Here is an 18,307-nt window from a genome sequence, read left to right as displayed (position 1 = left end):
TTTTTAATTAGTTAATACTAAGTTAACTCGTTATTTTCCAAGGGCTCTCCCCGGATTTTCCCGTGTAATCCGGCATATTTCCCCCTCTGTAAAGCCACATTCTTTTAATCTGGGAATAAATGTCTTTAGGATATAATCCATTCCGCATCTGCCGCCGTATGATTTCAGCCGATCTGCAGTTGGATCTGTTGAAATTAATATCTGATCCAAAAAGCCTTTGCCGGCCATGTGCTGAAGCATCCGGATTTCCGATTCGTTATCATGAAATTCGAATAGAGTTATGGTATCATATTCCATAAATACTCCTGTTGAAGCTATCTTCTCATGTATGTCCAGATCCTTTACCTGCCTGTCCACATGGCATATAAGAATCCGTTCCGGTGCAAGTCCCAGCTCAGTCAAATACTGTACTGCTTCCAGGGCGCCTTTCCCATACTCTGTGTGGAGCATAAGGGAAGTTCCCGTTCTTGCTGCTGCGCGCCCTGCAGCACCCAGGAGGACTCTGGTTCTTCCGCTTACCCCTTCCTGCGTCAGCATTGCCTTTACAAGGCCGGCTTTAATATCTGTCTGATAAGAAGGCCAGCCATAGCAACCGCCCAGAAACATTCCCTCCGTTAATTCCCTTACGAACATCTCCTCTAGCTTTTCTTCCGGCGTGTCCCATATCCAGTGGTCCTTTGTATAAAACACAGGGATATGATAACCCGTACACGCAATAATCTGTACGCCGGAAACCTCTGAGGCTGTTTTCAGAGCAAGGGCATCCCTTCCCGTGGCAAGTGGGTTTGCATCTACTAAAGTGTTCCCTCCCGCCTCCTTATAAAGCTTTAGCTCCTTTATGGACGCGGCCAGATTGTTGAGCCGCAGTTCCGGATTCGTAAGCAGTGCCGGGGTCTGCGTGATGTATACATGCTCATGGGGCTGACAGTGCCCTGCATCTCTGACATCTGACTGTCCGGTCACGGTTTCTATTACGCTCATTATTATCCCTCCCGTGGAATTTTGCTTTTGTTCAGAAGTACAAACAGTGACATCTCTAAGCCTTACTATTACCTTACTTTAACTTCGTTTTTATTTATAAAGACTATATCACAAATGAAAATATTTTTCAATAGTTTTATTTTATTTTGTAAATAGTTTTCAAGTTGAAATTATTTTTTTGTGCAGTTTTACAAAGGATTTTCCAATTATCACTGGTATTAACTGGAATTCATTGAAAACATATTACATATGCCTTGATCTTGATTGTATATTTTTTTCACTAATGAATGAAACACAGTTTCGTCTCACATAAAAAAGGATGCTATAGAACAAGTATATCCTTGCTCCAAAGCATCTTTTTATAATAGTTATGCATTTCCTTCTACTTCATAAAACTATCTATTGATTTATTCAATTTATGGATGGACTCCCGTTCCTCTCCGTCAACAGCATCCCTCACACTCTGCGTGATATAGGTTTTTAAGACTTCCTTGCCGGTATTATTCACTGCTGACTTTACTGCAGAAAGCTGGATCAGGACCTCACTGCAGTCTCTCTGGGTCTCAACCATAGTTCGTATAGACTTCATATGGCCGATGACCTTGGATAACCGATGAACGATGGCTTTGTCATATACTGTAATCTTATCCTCTTTTCTGTCTTCCATGTGTACTCATCCTTTTTGGTGGAGGCAGCGGGGTGCCATCGCCCCATGGCCCCCGCCAGTGAATTCTATTTTCTATCTTTTATCTTGGCTGGTTTAAGAATACTACACTGCAAGATGTTTCTCAAGCCTCCCCGGGGGTTAAAAAGTATACAAATTCCCCCATACAGCAGGCGCCTGCCTGCCCTATGGGGGAATTTCTTCTGCATAATGCAGCTATACTATCTTGTCTTAGTCCATACGCCTGAACCATTCACATAATACTTGCCAATCCAGGTATTTGAAGCCATTGCTCCGTTATCCTTTAAGTAATACCACTTTCCGCTGACCTGAATCCAGCCTGTCGCCATAGCTCCGCTGCTCTTCAGATAGTACCAGGTCTTTCCGTCCAGCAGCCAGCCTGTCGCCATGGCTCCATTACCTTTCAGGTAATACCAGGTTTTTCCGTCCAGCAGCCAGCCTGTCGCCATGGCTCCGCTGCTCTTCAGATAGTACCAGGTCTTTCCATCTAACAGCCAGCCCGTCGCCATGGCTCCGCTGGCTTTCAGATAGTACCAGGTCTTTCCATCCAGCAGCCAGCCTGTCGCCATGGCTCCGTTGGCCTTCAGATAGTACCAGGTTTTTCCTTCTGACAGCCAGCCTGTTGCCATCACACCGTTGTCTCTCAGATAATACCATTGGCCTCCGTCCAGAATCCAGCCAGTTTCCATGATACCATCCCGGTTAAGATAATACCACTGGCCTCCGTCCAGAATCCAGCCGGTCTGCATATATCCGTCTTCATTAAAATGATACCACTGGCCACGGATCTGTCTCCAGCAGTTCTCAGCATATGTGCCGTCACCGTTGCTGTATTTCCACTTGCCATTCTCTGCCACCCAGTGAGGCTGCAGCTTTTTCGTCACGGTAATCTTTGCAGTACCCTGATTTCCCTTGCTGTCCTCTGCTGTGACAGTTGCAGTTCCTACTCTCACACCGGTAACCACACCGTTCTGATCCACTACAGCAATTCTGGTGTTTGAGGATCTCCATGTGAGTTCCCCTTCATAGCTGCCTGCCGCGGTCAGAGGCAGACTGCTCTCTGCGGGTATCACTGCTTCTGCAGGTGTTATCTTGATTTCTACCGGTTCCTCCACGTCACCGCTTACCGTTACCGTTGTGGTAATGGTACGGTTTTCTGGTGCAAGCTCTTCCTCTGCTGTCATATAGAGTACCGGTGTCCCGTCTGCCGCGAAGTTAACTGATTTTGCTCTTGCATGACGTCCCGGATCATCTAATCCGCCGTCTCCAGGGCCTAATTTTTGTCCTTTGGTACGGGCATGATAAACGATGACAGGATTTCCAGCCTGATCCACGGTAAAGGAATTGTGGCCGGGTCCTACCTGTGTATTGCCCAGTTCATCATTGCCAAACACTTCACAGTCTGTTGTTGTAAAGATCGGATATGGATTCTTGGTCCAGCTCTCCTGATCCAGAAGATCTGCCCCTGCATCAGCGGATAACATACCTACGCAGTACTTATCATCCACCGTAGCGCCTGAGAAGCAGAGGTAAACCTTACCGTCATTTTGTATAACCGCCGGTCCTTCATTAATATACTGTCCGGCGTTCCATTCCCATGCGAAGTCAGGTGAGGAAAGCATAACTTTTTTGCTGGTTAGCTTGCTGGGATTGGAAGGATCTACTGTAGCAATATAAATATTGGCAGAACCCGGTTTCTCGGACCATGCATAGTAGCTCTGTCCGTTTGCCTCAAAGTATGTCATATCAATAGACAACCCCTGATAATCCAGATCTCCTTCTACCAGATCCACTCTCTGCGCTTCCCCCCAGTTGTCAGGGTTCATCACTCCGCCTTCCGCTGTGCCTTCACAGGTTATAATATGCGGCTTCAAATTCCACACATTATTCTCTACCAGGCTTGCGGTAAACAGCACACACCAGGTATCCCCAATCTTATGAATCTCCGGCGCCCAGATGTACCTTCCCTGAGGATGATCTTTTTCATCCCAGATGACGATCTCTTCCGCATCCTTTAATCCATTGATGGTCTTTGCTGTTCTCAGCACAATCCTGTCATATCCTTCCGGATCGTTCACCTTTCGGGTTGGATAAGAAGCTGTGAAATAGTAGCAGTCATTTTCTTCATCGTAAGTAACACAAGGATCGGCGCGCTCCTCAATCAGAGGATTGAAGTATTCTGTCTGGGCTACTTCTCCTGTCACCTCATAAGTACCGGGTATATTCAGGTTTACACCGTCGGTATCCCATTCAACAGCCATATCCTTGGAGGATCCGTCACTGTAAGAAGCAGTTACCTTAGAGGGCAGTTCAATCTCTCCGCCTTTCTCTACCGTCACCCCATCCACAGAACTGATTCCGGTATTCTTAATTCTGCTGTATTTGTTTGTCACTGCATCGTATTCTGCCTTTGTTACTTCGAAAGCATTAGACTCCTCTTTTACTGCATTCCCCGGCAGAGTCTGCGTGATTCCGAATAAGCTGTCCGGCTTAGCCGCTTCTTTTGTCTCACCAAATACAGTAAAGTCTTTGGTACCTGTCACATAGGATTTTCCGTCATTTCCATCCCAGTAGATCTTATAAGTTTCTGTAGATCCATCGTAGATACACACCGGATTCTTCACCTTTTTGCCGGGCGCCAGTTCTGCCTGCTTCTCATTGGTAAAGCTTATCAGATCCTCGGATTCATAGAGCAGTACGGAACTGCTGTCGTTATTGACAGATGCAATCAATCCATAGGTTCCGTCTGCCTTTCTGAACAGGCTTGGGGAACCCATCTGGGTGCCGCCGTTTCCATAAAGAATGGCTTTCCCGTTATTTAATGCCTCATACGTTCCGTCCTTCAGAGCTGCCAGGAACAATGCGTCGGAACGCTGAGTATTCCCTGTTGTCACATAAGTGAGCAGGGAGCTGTACTTCTCTACCACAACCAGTTTGAAATCCCTGCTCGCACTTGCCTGATTCTGTGTCAGAGTTGCGGTAAGAGTAACTTCCTGATTGCCCTTTCCTGCCTCTGGTCTGGTAACCGTCCCGTCCTTCTTTATAAGCTCGCTGCTGGAACTCCATGTAATAGAGATGCCGTCAATGTCAGCGGGAAGTTTCAGATTAGAGGTTACAAAGTACGTATTCAGATCAATTTCCTGTGCTTTCAGCATCAGATCCTTGGAGGGATCATTTTCTAATACTGTAATGACAAATTCTTTTGTTACACTCTGCTCCATGTTAGTAACCGTTGCTGTCAGGGTAATCTCGGCGTCGCCTTTTCCTTTGGCAGGGCGGGTTACTGTTCCGTCCGGAGCGATCACATTCTCATCCGAAGAGGCCCATGCAATCGTAGAACCGTATGCCCCCTCTGTTATAAGCGTGATGTCATCCACAACTGTGGTCTTGTCCATCTGGAGTGCCAGTGCATCCAGTTCCGCCAGGCCTTTTCCATATTCCTTGCTTACATCATCCTGGGTCCAGGTATCTGCAGAAACCTTTACGTTGCGCACCTGTCCTTTGTAAAACATGTCATTATAGGAAGAACGCCCGATATAAGCTGCCAGATCCTCCCCAAAATCACTTACATTTCTGGCTGTTTTTACAGATCCAACTTTTTCACCGTTAAAATATGCGGTAATAAATCCTGGCTGGATTACGGTTGTATAGAGCCCCCAGGAATCATCCGTCACAGGACCGTCCACACCATTCTTACCATCCGTTGGAGAGAATCCATACTCTGTCATATACGGCTGACCGGCATTCACACTGTTGGTCACCACGGATTTCATTCTTCCGCCTGGATTGCAGGGGTTCAGCAGCCAGTACTGAAGGGGAAGGCTTTCTGTTGTTCCGAAGAACATAGCAGCATAATTTCCCTTTCCTGTCTGGTTTTTCAGCCATACGGAAATTGTCAGAGTATCCTGGTTGTCGAACATACCGGTAGGAAGCTGTACATACCCGGCACTGCTTCCTGCTGCTCCTCCCGGAAGCGTCAGGGTTCCATTTTGAACAGAAGCGCCTTTTCCTTTGATCTCACCGTCATTTCCTTTTCCGGACATATCTTTGACAATATTGCCTTCCACGCTTGAAAAATCATAGTTCAGAATCAGTTCCTTTTCGTCAACGATAGGATCGCCTTCCACAACCACCTCTACAGAAACTTCTTTGTTCTCCGGAAGCACAGCCTCATCTGCTGTCATATCCAGAATCGGAGTTCCGTCTACAGACCAGTAAACTTCACGGATGCCTGTATGACGTTTTCCCCCGCTGTTCTGGGGAAGGGCGTGGTATACGTTTACATAATTGCCGTCCTCATTCACATAATAGGAGTTGTGGCCGGGACCATATTCTCCGGGCACGGATTCCGACAGGAGAATAGGATAATTGCTCTTCTGCCAGCTGTCAGGATTCAGCATATCATCTGCATTGGTACAGGTAAGCATGCCGACACAGTAGGAAGGATTTACTCCCGCTCCTGAGAAGGTGATAAAAAGCTGTCCTTCTTTATTGCGGATTACGAAGGGTCCTTCATCCACCGGTGTGGTATTTCTGTCCCATCCATAATCCGGGGCACACAGCCTTACAGGATCGCTGGTGAGCTGATAAGGTTTTTCCGGATCTATCGTGGCAATCATAATATTCGAAGACCATGTAGGATTAATCCGGCGCTCTGCCCACACTACATAGGAGACACCGTTCTCCTCTATGTAAGTCATATCCAGTGTAATCCCCTCGCTGTACAGGGCACTTCCATCTTTTCTGACCACCCGTACCGGCGCCTCCCAGTTGTCCGCGTTGGTGGGATCTGCATCCGGTGTTTTTAACTTCATCAGTCTGCACTGTACCGCATTCCAGGCTCCATTGGTAGAAGCCGCAAAGAATATATACAGTTCCCCATTTACCACATGCAGTTCCGGTGCCCACAGGCTTCCGGACATATCACCGCTGCTGGTTTTGTTCAGAATTAAATGATCCTGGGCATTCTTCAGTTCACTGACCGTTTTTCCGCTGCGGATATACAGCTTGCCCTGTCCGTTTTCGTCTGTGGCAATAAAGTAGTACATACCATTGTAATATAAGATATTAGGATCTGCCCGATTCTGAATTACCGGGAAATCCATATCGGACTGGCGGATAGTACCCTTAACCGTATAAGTACCCGGCTGCTTCCAGTTCACATCTGTCGTATCCCAGTCAACAGAACGCTGGAAAGTCTGTCCGTCGCTGTAAGTAAGGCTGGCCTTTATACCAGATAAATCAGCGGCTTCGCCCGTACTGGTGGTAACCTGCTCCTGATTCAGGGAGACACCAGTATTAACGATTTCCCCAAGACGGTTCTGCAGGCGCTCTGCCTCTGCCTTTGTGACAGGAATCACATTCCCGGATTCTGCATTAGGAATGCCAAGTTCTGCACTTGCCTTATCTGCGGCAACTCCCTCTTTCGGTGTGTCATCACAGGAAAGGCTGTTCAGATCCGCTATAGTATTGCTATATGTGTTTCCATCTTCCCCCTTCCAGGTAATACGGTATTGTTCATTTGCACCATCGTATTCGCAGGCAGGTGCTTTGATGATCCCTTCTGTTTTCAGATCGATCATACCGATTTCCTGGTAGTCAATTAAGTCCTCGGATGTGCAGAATAACACTTTTCCTGCATCCTCCGCATCTGTACCTGAAGTCTGTGCTCTCACAGCCACGATGCCGAAGGTGCCGTCCGGCATACGGAAAATGTAAGGTTCTGAGAGAATCTTGGATTCATCCCCTTCCGCATCCACATTGTATGTTTTGGCGAAAAGCAGCCCCATATTGTTGTGCAGCGCTTCGTAGGCTGACCCATCTGCACTAAGAGCAAGATGCATGCTTTTTCCGATTTCTTTATTGCTCGTGCTTCTTGTGTAGCCTGCCGCCAGAGAGGCTCCGGATTCTGCCACCTGTACCTGGAACTGTTTGGACTGTAAGCCATCTGCTCCCAGATCGATCTGAGCAGTGAGTGTTACTTTTTCAAATCCGGCTTCCGGACCGTGAAGAACTCCGTCATCACCAAGAATAGCCGGATTATCACTGGACCAGGTAATAGCTCTTCCCTCAATGGACTCCGGAAGAACAGTGTGTTCCGAAATAGTATAGGGCAGATTCAGCTTGCCCAGTACATACCCGGAAACTTCACTCTGGGGAAGAGTGTGTACTGCAAACTCCCTTTGAACTGACTGCTCACCGATTGACAGGGTTGCTGTGAGTACAGCATCTTTTGCCTCGTCTCCCAAAAACACTTCTCCGGCCGTACTGATCACGGTTGGGTCAGAGGTCTCCCAAGTAACTGCAGTTCCATTGGCGCCCTCCGTCGGCAGTTTCAGATTCCCCGTCACTGCACTGAGATCACCCAGATCCAGCTGGCTCTTGGCATCCTCCAGCAGGCTGTCAATAATGGGCTCTGTAACTGTTTCCGTGTCTTCATAGACATCCGCCACGCCCTGGGCATCCAAGGCTTCCCCGTAGACACGAAGATCCTGGAAGGTTCCGGAATAATCCGGGTCATCCAAATAGTTGGATCGCCCGATGTAGGCTTCCAGCACATCCCCGAATTCAGCTACTGTTTTCGTCTTCTCTGCGGTTCCTACCAGTCTGCCGTTCACATACCCTTCCACTGAGTCTGGCGTCAGTACCGTGGTGTAATGCACCCACTTATTCTGATAGACTGAAGTATCATGAGCAGCTACCCCCGCTTCAGTCTCCCATGGTTTTGACTCATTGTCAGAATCCGTAAACACAGATTTAAAGAGATTGTTCGGGTTTGTTGGGTTGAACAGCCAATAATTCGTGGGAACGCGGCTGGCGTTTGCCGGTGTCCCGAAAAATAACGCTGCATAATTTCCCTTAGCTGTATTACTCTTCAGCCATACAGAGATCGTCAGATTTTCCTCTCCCTGGAAGATCTCTCCGGGCAGTTTTACATAGTCGCGCTGTTTGCCTCCCCCCGGGAGATACAGGCCGTCTGCCCCCACAGCCGCTCCGCCGACAAGTTCACCGTTAAAATCATTTCCGCTGTAATCACTGACATCCTCTGTGAGGGGATACCAGGCCAGCGGTGCTGGATTTGTACCGCCTTCCGTTTCATTCGGTGCAGCTCCTGCGGGGATGCAGCAGCCCACAGTCATAATCACCGAAAGCATCCAGGCGATCGCTCGTTTTGCCTTCTTCATGTTTTCCTCCTTTTTCCTCTTTGCCGAGATACTCCCTGCTTTCTTCTATCTGCAGCAAAGGCTTTTTATCTGCAAACTGGCAGCAGCCAGCAGACAGATCGCAGTCTATTTTGTACTATTTTATATTTTATCAGTTCGTTTTCTAATTTTCTTCGGACTACGATTGGAAAAAGGTTGGATTCTTTACTGAAATTTTAGAAATAAATTCATCCCTGTATTTGAATATCTTGTGATCAGCGCCTAGTCATCAATTCCAAAGAGATATTCCAGCTGATCTTCACTCTCGTCCAGCTGATCCTCAAGAGAATCTATCTCCCGGTCTTTTGCCCGGTATTCCTCACGTGTAATGGCACCCTGTTCATACTGTGTCTCAATTGAGTCATCCCAGACATCCAGATTGCGATCTATGGCGTCAATTTCTTTTTTGAGCTCCCGGTATTGGGCGAGCTGCTCCTCCTGGGTTCCGGCCGGCTTTGCAGTATTCACTTTTTCTGCAGCAGCGCTAACTGACTGTGCCAGTTCTTCCAGGGGAGGAAGTTCCGGGGATACCTGGGGTTCAGTCCCGGATTGCGTCTCGGATGCGCTCTCCCCCGGCTTATCTGCAGATTCTGTGCCGGTATTATCTGTCTCCGTATTCTGCTCCTCAAGGTCCGTGACTTTTTGCTCCAGCTGTTCCACCTGGCTTTCCAGCTCTTTTTCACGGCTGTCATCCCCGCATCCGCCAAAAAAAGTCACAGATACCAAAAGAGCAGCGGCGGCAATTGTACCAATTCTTTTTGCTTTCATAATAGCAGCCTCCTTTTATGGATAGTATTTTGTATTTATATTTTCATCATACAGAGAAAAGATTAAAACATTATTAAAACACCAATTTTAATCTGAATTTCATTTTTATCTAATACAATTAGGAAATCAGACAGGCTGTGGTATATAATAATCATTAATAGGAAAAGGAAAAAGAGGATGCAGAGGGAGCACTACAGCGTAGATGCCTGTGCAGACGGGAAGGAAGCGCTGGATTTCGCAGAGGTGACAGCCTATGACATCTTAAAGTACAGAGTATTGAGGGAGAAGGCCATCGCTGGCTGACATACGATATGGCCATGACCCGTGAGACACAGGTCATCTGCTGGGTAAGAGGTGTGGCCTCCCTCAGTGCATTTTCGCAGATCAATTCCATTCTGCTTAATCTGCTATTTATCGTATGTCCCCTTCTGGCTGTATTGGCAATTATCAGTGGATATTTTATTACGGGAAAGGCATTGAAACCTGTAGAGGCCGCCCTTGAAAATGAAAAGCGCTTCACTGCCGACGCCTCTCACGAACTGCGCACACCCACTGCCGTAATTCTGTCCCAGTGCGAGTATGTCCTTCTCCCGGACACTACCAGAGAGGAAATGACCGAATGTATAGAAGTAATACTGGGCCAGAGCAGAAAAATATCTGCCCTCATCCCTCAGCTTCTTATGCTTGCCCGGCAGGATGCAGCCAAAGAGAGGCTGGAGCTGGAACCTGTGAACATAAGTATGCTGACAGAGATCGTTGCCGGCGAGCTGGATGCGTCTGCAACCAGAAACAATATTCGTCTGAGACTGGACATAGAGGATAATCTGGTTGTGAGGGGAGATCAGAATCTGCTCATGCGCTTGATGGTTAATCTAATAGATAACAGCATTCAATATGGAAAATGCGGCGGCTCCACGTGGATAACTCTCCAGAAAAAAGGTAATTATGTGGAGGGCTGTGTGCAAGATGACGGCATAGGCATTGCACCGGAGCACCAGAAAGACATATGGAAACGTTTTTATCGGGAAGATAAAGTCAGAAAAGGAACACAGGAAACCCATTCCGGTCTGGGACTTTCTATGGTTCTGTGGATCGTGGAGGCTCACGGAGGGACAATCCGGGCAGACAGCAGAGAAGGAGAGGGAACCGCCTTTATCTTTCTCCTCCCACTGCTGAAAAAGGATACTTTTTAAAACACTGAATCCACTAATATTCTGGTATATTCCTCCCTGGGGGAGCGAATCACCTCATCCGGTGTTCCCTCTTCTATAATCTTTCCCTGATACATCACCAAAACTCTGTCGCACATTGCCTGTACCAGTGCCAGATCATGGCTGATCAGCAGATAAGACATCTGTGTATCCCTCTGAAGCTTTTTCAGCAGTTCTACAATCTGAGCCTGCACAGTCACGTCCAGTGCACTGGTGGCCTCGTCACAGATGAGAAGTTTCGGGGATACCGCCAGTGCTCTGGCAATGGCGGCACGCTGGCACTGGCCCCCGCTGACCTGATGGGGATAACGCCCTGCATATTCTGCCTCCAGTTCTGTCATCTCCAGGAGTTCCCGGATACGCACCTGGGCTTCCCTCTTTTTCATTCCCTGGTTGCACAGCGCCTCCCGGATGCCGTCCTCCAGCTTCTGTCTTGGGTCAAAAGAATCCTGAGGTGTCTGGAACACCATCTGCACGCGGGAATAAATCCGTTTCCATTCTTTTCTTCCCGCCTCCCGGATCTCTCTGCCCTCCAGCCGGATGCTTCCGCTGTCCGGCTTCTCCAGGCCCGTAATAATCCTCGCTGCAGTGCTTTTCCCGCACCCGCTCTCTCCCACCAGCCCCAGGCATTCCCCTTCTCCCACCGAGAAGCTTAGTCCATTCACTGCCATAAAGGGCTGTTTCCCCTTATAATATGTCTTTTTTACATCAAGGACCTCTAAAATTTCCCTCATATCCTCACCCCCGATTCAGACGCAGCACAGCTCCCAGAAGTTTTCTGGTATATGGTTCCCTGGGAGAATGGATTACTTCATGCTTTGTTCCGTACTCTGCCAGTTGTCCCTGGCACATGACCGCTATGTTATCTGCCATGCGTTCCACAACACCAATATTGTGGGTAACTATAATAATACTGGTCCCAAAGGTATCCCGCAGATTGATCATTTCCCTCACTACCTGCGCCTGTATGGTAACATCCAGGGCGCTGGTAGGCTCATCTGCCAGGAGCAGAGCGGGTTTAAGAATCATGGCCATCATAATCCCCACCCGCTGGTTCATGCCCCCTGACAATTCAAAAGGATAACTGTCCAGTATCCGGCTGCCGTCAGACAGCTTCATCTTCTCAAAAAGATCCATAGCTCTGCAGCGCACTTCCCCACGGCTGACGTGCTCGTGCTGGATGACTGCCTCGTAGAGCTGGTCTTCAATCTTTCGGATCGGACAAAGAGATGCCCCCGCATTCTGGAACACCATCCCCATTTCAGGGCCGCGCATCTTCCTAAGTTCCTCCTGGGTTCTATGCAGAAGATCTTTCCCCTTGTAATAGATCTTTCCCTCTGTCACAGCGCCTTCATTTCCCAGCAGTCCTATAATTCCTTTGATGACCGTACTTTTTCCGCTCCCGGACTCTCCTACGATTCCAAGAATCTCCCCTGGCATCACTTCGAAGGTTAATCCGTGCACCGCAGGAGTTCTGCGGTAGCAGATTTCTACCTGTTCCAGTTTTAGCAGCGGCTGTTTCATATCTGCATGTCCTCTATTCATAATCAAGATTTGCTGTGATTTCATAGTAATCTGACGGATGAGCTTCAAATCCTGTCACATTTGCCTTCATGGCAAAGGACATTTTTAAATGAGATGCAAAGATAAAGCCTCCGTCGTCCAGGAGAATCTGCTGCATTTTCACTGCCAGCTCTCCTCTTTTTGCCGGGTCAAATTCTCCATGGAGCTGTGTTTCCAGCGCTTCCAATTCCTCATTGTAATACTTTCCTCTGTTCTTGGCAGAGTCCTTCAGGCAATGGGTAGTAAAGAAATATTCGGGATCTCCGGTAGGCGCTGTCACAAAGGCACTGGCATAGATATCCCACTCGCCCTTATCCAGAAAATCCTGCTGGTTTGCCGTATTGTTTACCTCTACTTTTATGCCCATTTCTTTTAAGGTTGCCTGTGCGGATTCAGCCAGAAGCGGCAGTTCCTGACGCCCCGGATACGTGAGCCAGCGGATAACCAGAGGTTCTCCCCCTTTATCTGCGTACCCGTCGCCGTCTGTATCTGTATAGCCGGCTTCCTCCAAAAGCTTCTTCCCTTCCTCAGGATTGTATTCGGGAGCTTTCACCGATTCATTTCCAAAAGAGAAATTAGAGGGGAATATCCCCGAAGCAGGTGTCCCATTCCCCCCGAGAAGCCCTGCGGTAAAGCCCTCCTTGTCAATCCCCATAGCAATTGCCTTTCGCACCCTGTCATCCTGGAGAGCCGGCGTATCATAGTTCAGCTGCGCAAAAAATACCCGTGAGGTGTTTACAGAACTCACCTTATAACTTTCATTCTCCTGGAACAGAGGCAGACTTGCATAAGGCAGCCCCTGAGCGGCATCTATTTCTCCGGACTGAAGTGCCATGGTAAGAGTATCACCGTCAATAATCTCTTTTACATTTACACTGTCCATCTTTACCTCTCCGCCCCAATACTCAGGATTCTTCCTGAGGCTTATCTCCGTATCCGAAACATGCTCCGCGATAAACGGCCCGGTTCCAGCCACGTTTTTATCCTCTGTCACTCCATATTCCATATCAATAATTGCACCGTAAGGATCGCTCAGATAATTCAGTAGTGCAGGAACCTTTTCCTCTGACGTTATAGTTACTGTCAGGCCGTCTGCTGTAATCTCCTTGATCTTAAGATCCCCGGGAGCCCTGTCATGCACTGCCACAAGATCCTCCAGACATTCCTTCACTGCCTGGCCGTCCAGCTTTCGTCCGCTGGTAAACATAATATTATCCTTCAGTGTAATCTTAACCGTATACTCATCCACCTGTTCATAGCTCTCTGCCAGCCAGGGTTCTAATTCCATGTGTTCCGTAAATTTAAACAGAGTCTCCCCCACGCCATAACGCACCGCAGACCATCCGGAGTAATTGTCATGAGGATTAAGCCCCGTATTTCCCATCTCTACTCCATAAGCAGTGGTTCCATAGTTAAATACCTTTTCCCCATCCTGCGCCGTGGTCCCCTGTTTCTCATCCTCTCCCTTTTTATCTTCGGAATTCCCGCATCCGGCAAGAATTCCCGCTGCCAGAACAGTACAGATCAATACTGCTGTCAATCTTCTCTTCATCCTTTATCTCCTATCCACATGTTGTACTGACTGCCTGGGATCCATCACATCTCTCACAGTGTCTCCCAGCAGATTAAATAGCATTACTGTTACAAATATAGCGCATCCGGGTGCCAGAATCACCCACGGTGAAGTCTGAAGCATACTGCGCCCGCTGCTCATCATAGACCCCCACTCTGCGATGGGAGGCATGGCCCCTAGCCCCAAAAAAGAAAGGCCTGCAATTTCCATCATCATAGTACCGATATCCAGTGTTGCTGTCACCAGAACAGGCCCCAGTATGTTGGGCAGTATATGACTGAATACAATCTTTGTTCCCCCTGAGCCGGACAGCCTGGCTGCAGCCACAAACGGGGCATCTTTGATCATGAGCACCTGGCTTCTCGCCAGTCTGGCAAACTTTGGCCAGGAGATGCAGGCCAGTGCGATCACAGCATTGAGAATCCCTCCTCCCAGCACGCCCGCCACCGCTATGGCAAATACCATGCCGGGAAATGCCAAAAAGATATCCGATATTCTCATGATAAAGGAGTCCAGCTTTCCTCCCCTCCAGCCGCAGAACAGACCCACAGACGTTCCCGTGACAGTTATCACCGCAACAAGCAAAAGTGCTGAAAATATAGTAGTCTGTGAACCCATAATCACCCTGGACAGCATATCCCTTCCATACCGGTCTGTCCCCAGCAGATGGCCTCTTCCGGGAGCCTGAAGGGCCTGGGACAGATTCTGTTCATAAGGATCACAGGGAACCAGATGAGGTGCAAAAGCCGCAATTCCCAGGAGCATCAGAACCAGTGCGAGCAGAACGTACAGCTTTACTTTTTGTCTCCTCATGCAGCTCCCTCCTGTCCCAGACGTATTCTCGGATCCAGATAATGATAGAGAATATCTGTGATAAGATTGACTGCCACATAGATTACAGCCATCCAGATTACGTAAGCCTGTATCACAGGGTAATCCCTCATGGTAATAGCATCCACCGCCATCTTCCCGACCCCGTCCCACATAAAGATGGATTCCACAATGGCGGTTCCCCCCAGAAGAGATCCGATGGACAGAGCCAGAAGTGTCACAATGGTAAGCATCGACGATTTCAGGACACTAAAGTACAGGATCCTTCCCTCTCTTACGCCTCTGGCTCTTGCCCCTGTTACATATTCTTTGTTCAGCTCCTCAAGAACAGAGGCTCTCACCTGACGGGTATATTTGGATGCCATAGCAATGGCAAGTGTCAGAGTGGGAAGAATGATACTTTTCCAGCCCTGTGCATTCCCCATAACCGGAAACCACCCCAGCTTCAGTGCAAAGAAATAAATCAACAGCAGAGAAACAAAAAAGTTAGGCAGAGAGTTTCCGATAAAACTCAGGAAACGTATGAGGTAGTCTAAAAACCGGTTTTGTTTCACCGCAGCCAGAACCCCCAAAGGAACAGACAGCAGAATAGTCACAAGCACAGAGGCAATGGTAAGGGCAATAGTTGCCGGCAGTTTATGCACAAAAGTAGAGAATACAGGTTTCCCCGACACATAAGATTTACCCATATCACCGGTAAGTACCTGTTTCATCCAGACTGCATACTGTTCAAGAAACGGTTTGTCCAGCCCAAGCTCCTCCCTGGCTTTTGCCTTTGCCTCCTCCGACAGCACCCCGCCCCTGTTTGCCTCCAGTATGTCCACCGCATCTCCGGAGGCGCTGTGCATCAGCGCAAACGAAAGTAGCGTAATTCCCAGCAGTATGGGGATCAGCTGCAGGAGCCGTTTTGCTATATATTTTTTCATACAGTATTTCCCTTTTTTCCGCAAATCATAAACATAGGCGTGGGATTATAGAAGGCATCTTTTTCCAGATATATCTTTTTACTCACACCCAGGTCAATTTCAAACCTCTCCAGGCCTGTCCGCCCCAAAATCTCCAGATCCCAGGCCGGACGCATATAGGTGCTGATAGGCAGCTGACGCTTAATCTCCTCACACTCCCGCATCATCTCATCTCCCACCTCAAAATGGGCATGGTTTTCCGGCAGTTCCGAAGTGTCAGAAAAGTCTGAGGCCCCGTAATTCGCGTCAAAATTCAGAAGGATCCCTCCCGGCTTCAGCACGCGGCACCACTGGGTATAAGCTTTTTCCGCATCCGGAAGCGTCCAGGTGAGATTCCGGGAGATCACAACATCAAAGGTTTCATCGTCAAAATCCAGCGCCTCAGCATCCATCACCAAAAATTTGCAGCCCGCCTGCTGTTCCCCGGCCAGCTTTCTGGAATTTACCACCATCTCAGGCGTCAGATCTGTCCCGATCACCTCATGGCCCCGCCTGGCCAGAAGAATGGAAAAAAATCCGCTCCCGCAGCCCACATCCAATATCTTCAGTTTCTTTCCAGTCCCAATCTGCTCCTCTATCCTTTCTATCCAGCGCCTGGCCAAGGGACTGTCGAGCTCCGCCCTTCTCTGTTCCAGAAAGCTGTCACTTCGTTTTGTCCAGTACTCTGTAATTCGTTCCTTTCTGTCATCATGCCGTCTCACAATCCTGCCGTAGGCTATCATAGGCCCGTCTTCCAGAACCTGCAGACTTCCCGTCTGATAAAGAATCACCCCATCGTACTCCGCCCGGCACACCTCCAGTAGTTCCCCATCGTAATCTTTCACTGCCCCCAGTTCCTCTCCGCCCCGGATCAGATCCCCGGGCATCTTTCTGGGATACCAGAACCCCGTATGTTCTGCGGCCTGATACACAATGTCCGATACGTCCAGAGGATAATAGGTTCTGTACCCCCTCTGTCCCCGGTAAATCCCCAGACTGCAGAGAATGCTCCTCACATCCCGTTTGGTTGACTGCACCTCCTCCGGTGTCCAGGCGCCCATGCCGCCCCGTTCAATCAGGATCCCTGGGATCCCCCTGGATGCCGCATAATTATAGGCGCCTCCGGTTGACACCGTAGAGCGGACCATATAGGGAACATCCACCTGCTCCGCCATTTTTCTTGAGGCCTCCACTACCTTGGGACTGGCCTTCCCCGCATAATATACATAAGGTGCCAGCTGTTCATAGTCATCGCCGCTGTGCAGATCGATATAATAATCCGCAGCCCGGAAGAGTTCCTCTGAAATTGCCCAGGCCAGCTGCTGTGTCTCACTTCCCTGGGGATCCCCCGGGAATTCCCGGTTCAGATTCCTGCCGTCCTCCGGTCCCATACTTCCTGCCCGGTGTTCAAAGGCCCTGCGGCTCACTGCCTTTACAAGGATCACTGTTCCCTGCAGTTTCTCTGGCTTGAGGCTCTGCGAAAGCTCCACAACCGCCTGAATGCCTACATACTCCCCTCCATGGATGCCGGCTGTAATGACTACGGTTTTTCCCTCTTCTGTTCCGCGGATGACAGCAGCCGGCAGTGAGAATTCCCCTCCGGCCAGCTCCAGCTCACCGCTTATCCGTTCCCCCGGCTTTAGGGAAAGCCCCTCCAGGCAAAATCTTCTGATCGTATTTTCAGTCTCTTTATGCATGTATATCTACCTGTCCTTTACATCCCTGAATCATAAACATCGGCGTAGAGCCATAATTGAGCTTTTCTTCTTTGCTCCACACACGCCTCCAAACATCCACATCCGCCTTTATCTCACAGAATCCAATCCTGTCCAACACGCTCTGATCCCACTCGGGCCTCTGCATCCGGGACAGGGGAACCTTTAAAGCAATTTCCTCCATTGCGTCAATATCTGTGCAGAGATAGTGATCATCCAGCTGATATTGCTCTACATTTTTTCTGTCCCGCTCATATCCCTCCCGCTGGGTTTCATCGTAGAGATATCCATACCAATTGGCGTCAAAATTCAGCAGACGCCCGCCCGGCCTCAGCACCCGGTACCACTCCTGATACGCCTGTACTGGTTTCTCCAGATTCCAGGTAAGGTTTCTGGAAATAATCACATCAAAGCTCTCGTCCTCAAATTCCAGGTTCTGTGCATCCATCCGGTAAAAGGAGATACGTTCTCCCAGAGAGCCGGCATTCTCCGCGGCCTTGTGCAGCATATCCTCTGTGTAATCCACAGCCGTCACATGATACCCCGCTTCTGCCAGTATCACAGGGAAAAATCCGGGGCCTGTTCCGATATCCAGAATTCTCAGTTCCTCTTTGGGGATCTGCGGAAACTGCCCGGTAAGCGTTCCAAGCCATGCTTCCTTCTGCATGCCCTCCAGTTCTTTATGATTTACTTCAGAGTACCCCTCGGTACGGGTGCTCCAATATTCTGCAATTTTCTCCAATAATTCCGCCATAGTATTCTCTTTTTCTCCAATTTATTTTATAGAATTACTTTAACAAATCAAAAAGGGAGCCACAAGCCCCATGGGGGGAT

General features: G+C 48.8%; 13 protein-coding genes. 2 read left to right on the top strand and 11 right to left on the bottom strand.

Annotated features, from left to right (window positions below):
* Positions 1 to 30 precede the first annotated feature (30 nt).
* From BUA56_RS05290 to BUA56_RS05270, 4 genes are all read right to left on the bottom strand, one after another.
* Positions 31 to 981, bottom strand: coding sequence for a phosphotriesterase family protein (locus BUA56_RS05290; RefSeq protein WP_072849613.1), 951 nt, complete (start codon positions 979 to 981; stop codon positions 31 to 33).
* Positions 982 to 1,363: 382 nt separating this feature from the next.
* Complete coding sequence (locus tag BUA56_RS05285; RefSeq protein ID WP_072849611.1) at positions 1,364 to 1,648, bottom strand: metal-sensing transcriptional repressor; 285 nt, start codon at positions 1,646 to 1,648, stop codon at positions 1,364 to 1,366.
* A gap of 218 nt (positions 1,649 to 1,866) precedes the next feature.
* Entirely contained in the window at positions 1,867 to 8,850 is a 6,984-nt protein-coding gene (locus BUA56_RS05280; protein ID WP_072849609.1) for a family 43 glycosylhydrolase, read from the bottom strand.
* A 240-nt stretch (positions 8,851 to 9,090) separates the two neighbouring features.
* A complete protein-coding gene (locus BUA56_RS05270) occupies positions 9,091 to 9,636 on the bottom strand; it encodes a hypothetical protein (protein ID WP_072849606.1) in 546 nt (181 codons plus the stop codon).
* Positions 9,637 to 9,813: 177 nt separating this feature from the next.
* On the opposite strand from BUA56_RS05270, the gene BUA56_RS23855 reads away from it, so the two are divergent.
* On the top strand, positions 9,814 to 9,939 hold the full coding sequence (locus BUA56_RS23855) for a response regulator (protein WP_278320845.1): 126 nt from the start codon (positions 9,814 to 9,816) through the stop codon (positions 9,937 to 9,939).
* An 8-nt stretch (positions 9,940 to 9,947) separates the two neighbouring features.
* Complete coding sequence (locus tag BUA56_RS05265; protein ID WP_072849604.1) at positions 9,948 to 10,829, top strand: sensor histidine kinase; 882 nt, start codon at positions 9,948 to 9,950, stop codon at positions 10,827 to 10,829.
* On the opposite strand, the gene BUA56_RS05260 is transcribed toward BUA56_RS05265, so the two are convergent.
* From BUA56_RS05260 to BUA56_RS05230, 7 genes are read right to left on the bottom strand one after another with little or no spacing between them, the layout of a single operon-like run.
* Positions 10,826 to 11,581, bottom strand: coding sequence for an ABC transporter ATP-binding protein (locus tag BUA56_RS05260; protein ID WP_072849602.1), 756 nt, complete (start codon positions 11,579 to 11,581; stop codon positions 10,826 to 10,828). The two genes, BUA56_RS05265 and BUA56_RS05260, sit on opposite strands and share 4 nt — an antisense overlap.
* 4 nt (positions 11,582 to 11,585) lie before the next feature.
* On the bottom strand, positions 11,586 to 12,392 hold the full coding sequence (locus BUA56_RS05255) for an ABC transporter ATP-binding protein (protein WP_242946723.1): 807 nt from the start codon (positions 12,390 to 12,392) through the stop codon (positions 11,586 to 11,588).
* Positions 12,385 to 13,962, bottom strand: coding sequence for an ABC transporter substrate-binding protein (locus BUA56_RS05250; protein WP_072849600.1), 1,578 nt, complete (start codon positions 13,960 to 13,962; stop codon positions 12,385 to 12,387). Before BUA56_RS05250 ends, BUA56_RS05255 begins: the two co-directional genes overlap by 8 nt.
* 3 nt (positions 13,963 to 13,965) lie before the next feature.
* On the bottom strand, positions 13,966 to 14,796 hold the full coding sequence (gene nikC / locus BUA56_RS05245; protein WP_072849598.1) for a nickel transporter permease: 831 nt from the start codon (positions 14,794 to 14,796) through the stop codon (positions 13,966 to 13,968).
* Complete coding sequence (gene nikB / locus BUA56_RS05240) at positions 14,793 to 15,740, bottom strand: nickel ABC transporter permease (protein ID WP_072849596.1); 948 nt, start codon at positions 15,738 to 15,740, stop codon at positions 14,793 to 14,795. Before nikB ends, nikC begins: the two co-directional genes overlap by 4 nt.
* The gene (locus tag BUA56_RS05235; RefSeq protein ID WP_072849594.1) at positions 15,737 to 17,455 is read right to left on the bottom strand and encodes a methyltransferase domain-containing protein; all 1,719 of its coding nucleotides are present in this window, start codon (positions 17,453 to 17,455) and stop codon (positions 15,737 to 15,739) included. The genes nikB and BUA56_RS05235 overlap by 4 nt, the downstream gene beginning before the upstream one ends.
* The gene (locus BUA56_RS05230; protein WP_072849593.1) at positions 17,448 to 18,227 is read right to left on the bottom strand and encodes a class I SAM-dependent methyltransferase; all 780 of its coding nucleotides are present in this window, start codon (positions 18,225 to 18,227) and stop codon (positions 17,448 to 17,450) included. Before BUA56_RS05230 ends, BUA56_RS05235 begins: the two co-directional genes overlap by 8 nt.
* Between the last annotated feature and the right edge of the window lie 80 nt (positions 18,228 to 18,307).

It is taken from the genome of Lactonifactor longoviformis DSM 17459, from assembly GCF_900129135.1.
Classification (GTDB): Bacteria; Bacillota; Clostridia; order Lachnospirales; family Lachnospiraceae; genus Lactonifactor; species Lactonifactor longoviformis.
This window is presented reverse-complemented; position numbering and strand designations above follow the sequence as displayed.

What these genes read in the sequence shown, in the direction of transcription:
- BUA56_RS05285 (WP_072849611.1), bottom strand. Translation starts at nt 1,648, where the DNA reads ATGGAAGACAGAAAAGAGGATAAGATTACAGTATATGACAAAGCCATC.
- BUA56_RS05265 (WP_072849604.1), top strand. Translation starts at nt 9,948, where the DNA reads ATGGCCATGACCCGTGAGACACAGGTCATCTGCTGGGTAAGAGGTGTG.
- BUA56_RS05270 (WP_072849606.1), bottom strand. Translation starts at nt 9,636, where the DNA reads ATGAAAGCAAAAAGAATTGGTACAATTGCCGCCGCTGCTCTTTTGGTA.
- nikB (WP_072849596.1), bottom strand. Translation starts at nt 15,740, where the DNA reads ATGAAAAAATATATAGCAAAACGGCTCCTGCAGCTGATCCCCATACTG.
- BUA56_RS05290 (WP_072849613.1), bottom strand. Translation starts at nt 981, where the DNA reads ATGAGCGTAATAGAAACCGTGACCGGACAGTCAGATGTCAGAGATGCA.
- BUA56_RS23855 (WP_278320845.1), top strand. Translation starts at nt 9,814, where the DNA reads ATGCAGAGGGAGCACTACAGCGTAGATGCCTGTGCAGACGGGAAGGAA.
- BUA56_RS05235 (WP_072849594.1), bottom strand. Translation starts at nt 17,455, where the DNA reads ATGCATAAAGAGACTGAAAATACGATCAGAAGATTTTGCCTGGAGGGG.
- nikC (WP_072849598.1), bottom strand. Translation starts at nt 14,796, where the DNA reads ATGAGGAGACAAAAAGTAAAGCTGTACGTTCTGCTCGCACTGGTTCTG.
- BUA56_RS05230 (WP_072849593.1), bottom strand. Translation starts at nt 18,227, where the DNA reads ATGGCGGAATTATTGGAGAAAATTGCAGAATATTGGAGCACCCGTACC.
- BUA56_RS05255 (WP_242946723.1), bottom strand. Translation starts at nt 12,392, where the DNA reads ATGAATAGAGGACATGCAGATATGAAACAGCCGCTGCTAAAACTGGAA.
- BUA56_RS05250 (WP_072849600.1), bottom strand. Translation starts at nt 13,962, where the DNA reads ATGAAGAGAAGATTGACAGCAGTATTGATCTGTACTGTTCTGGCAGCG.
- BUA56_RS05260 (WP_072849602.1), bottom strand. Translation starts at nt 11,581, where the DNA reads ATGAGGGAAATTTTAGAGGTCCTTGATGTAAAAAAGACATATTATAAG.
- BUA56_RS05280 (WP_072849609.1), bottom strand. Translation starts at nt 8,850, where the DNA reads ATGAAGAAGGCAAAACGAGCGATCGCCTGGATGCTTTCGGTGATTATG.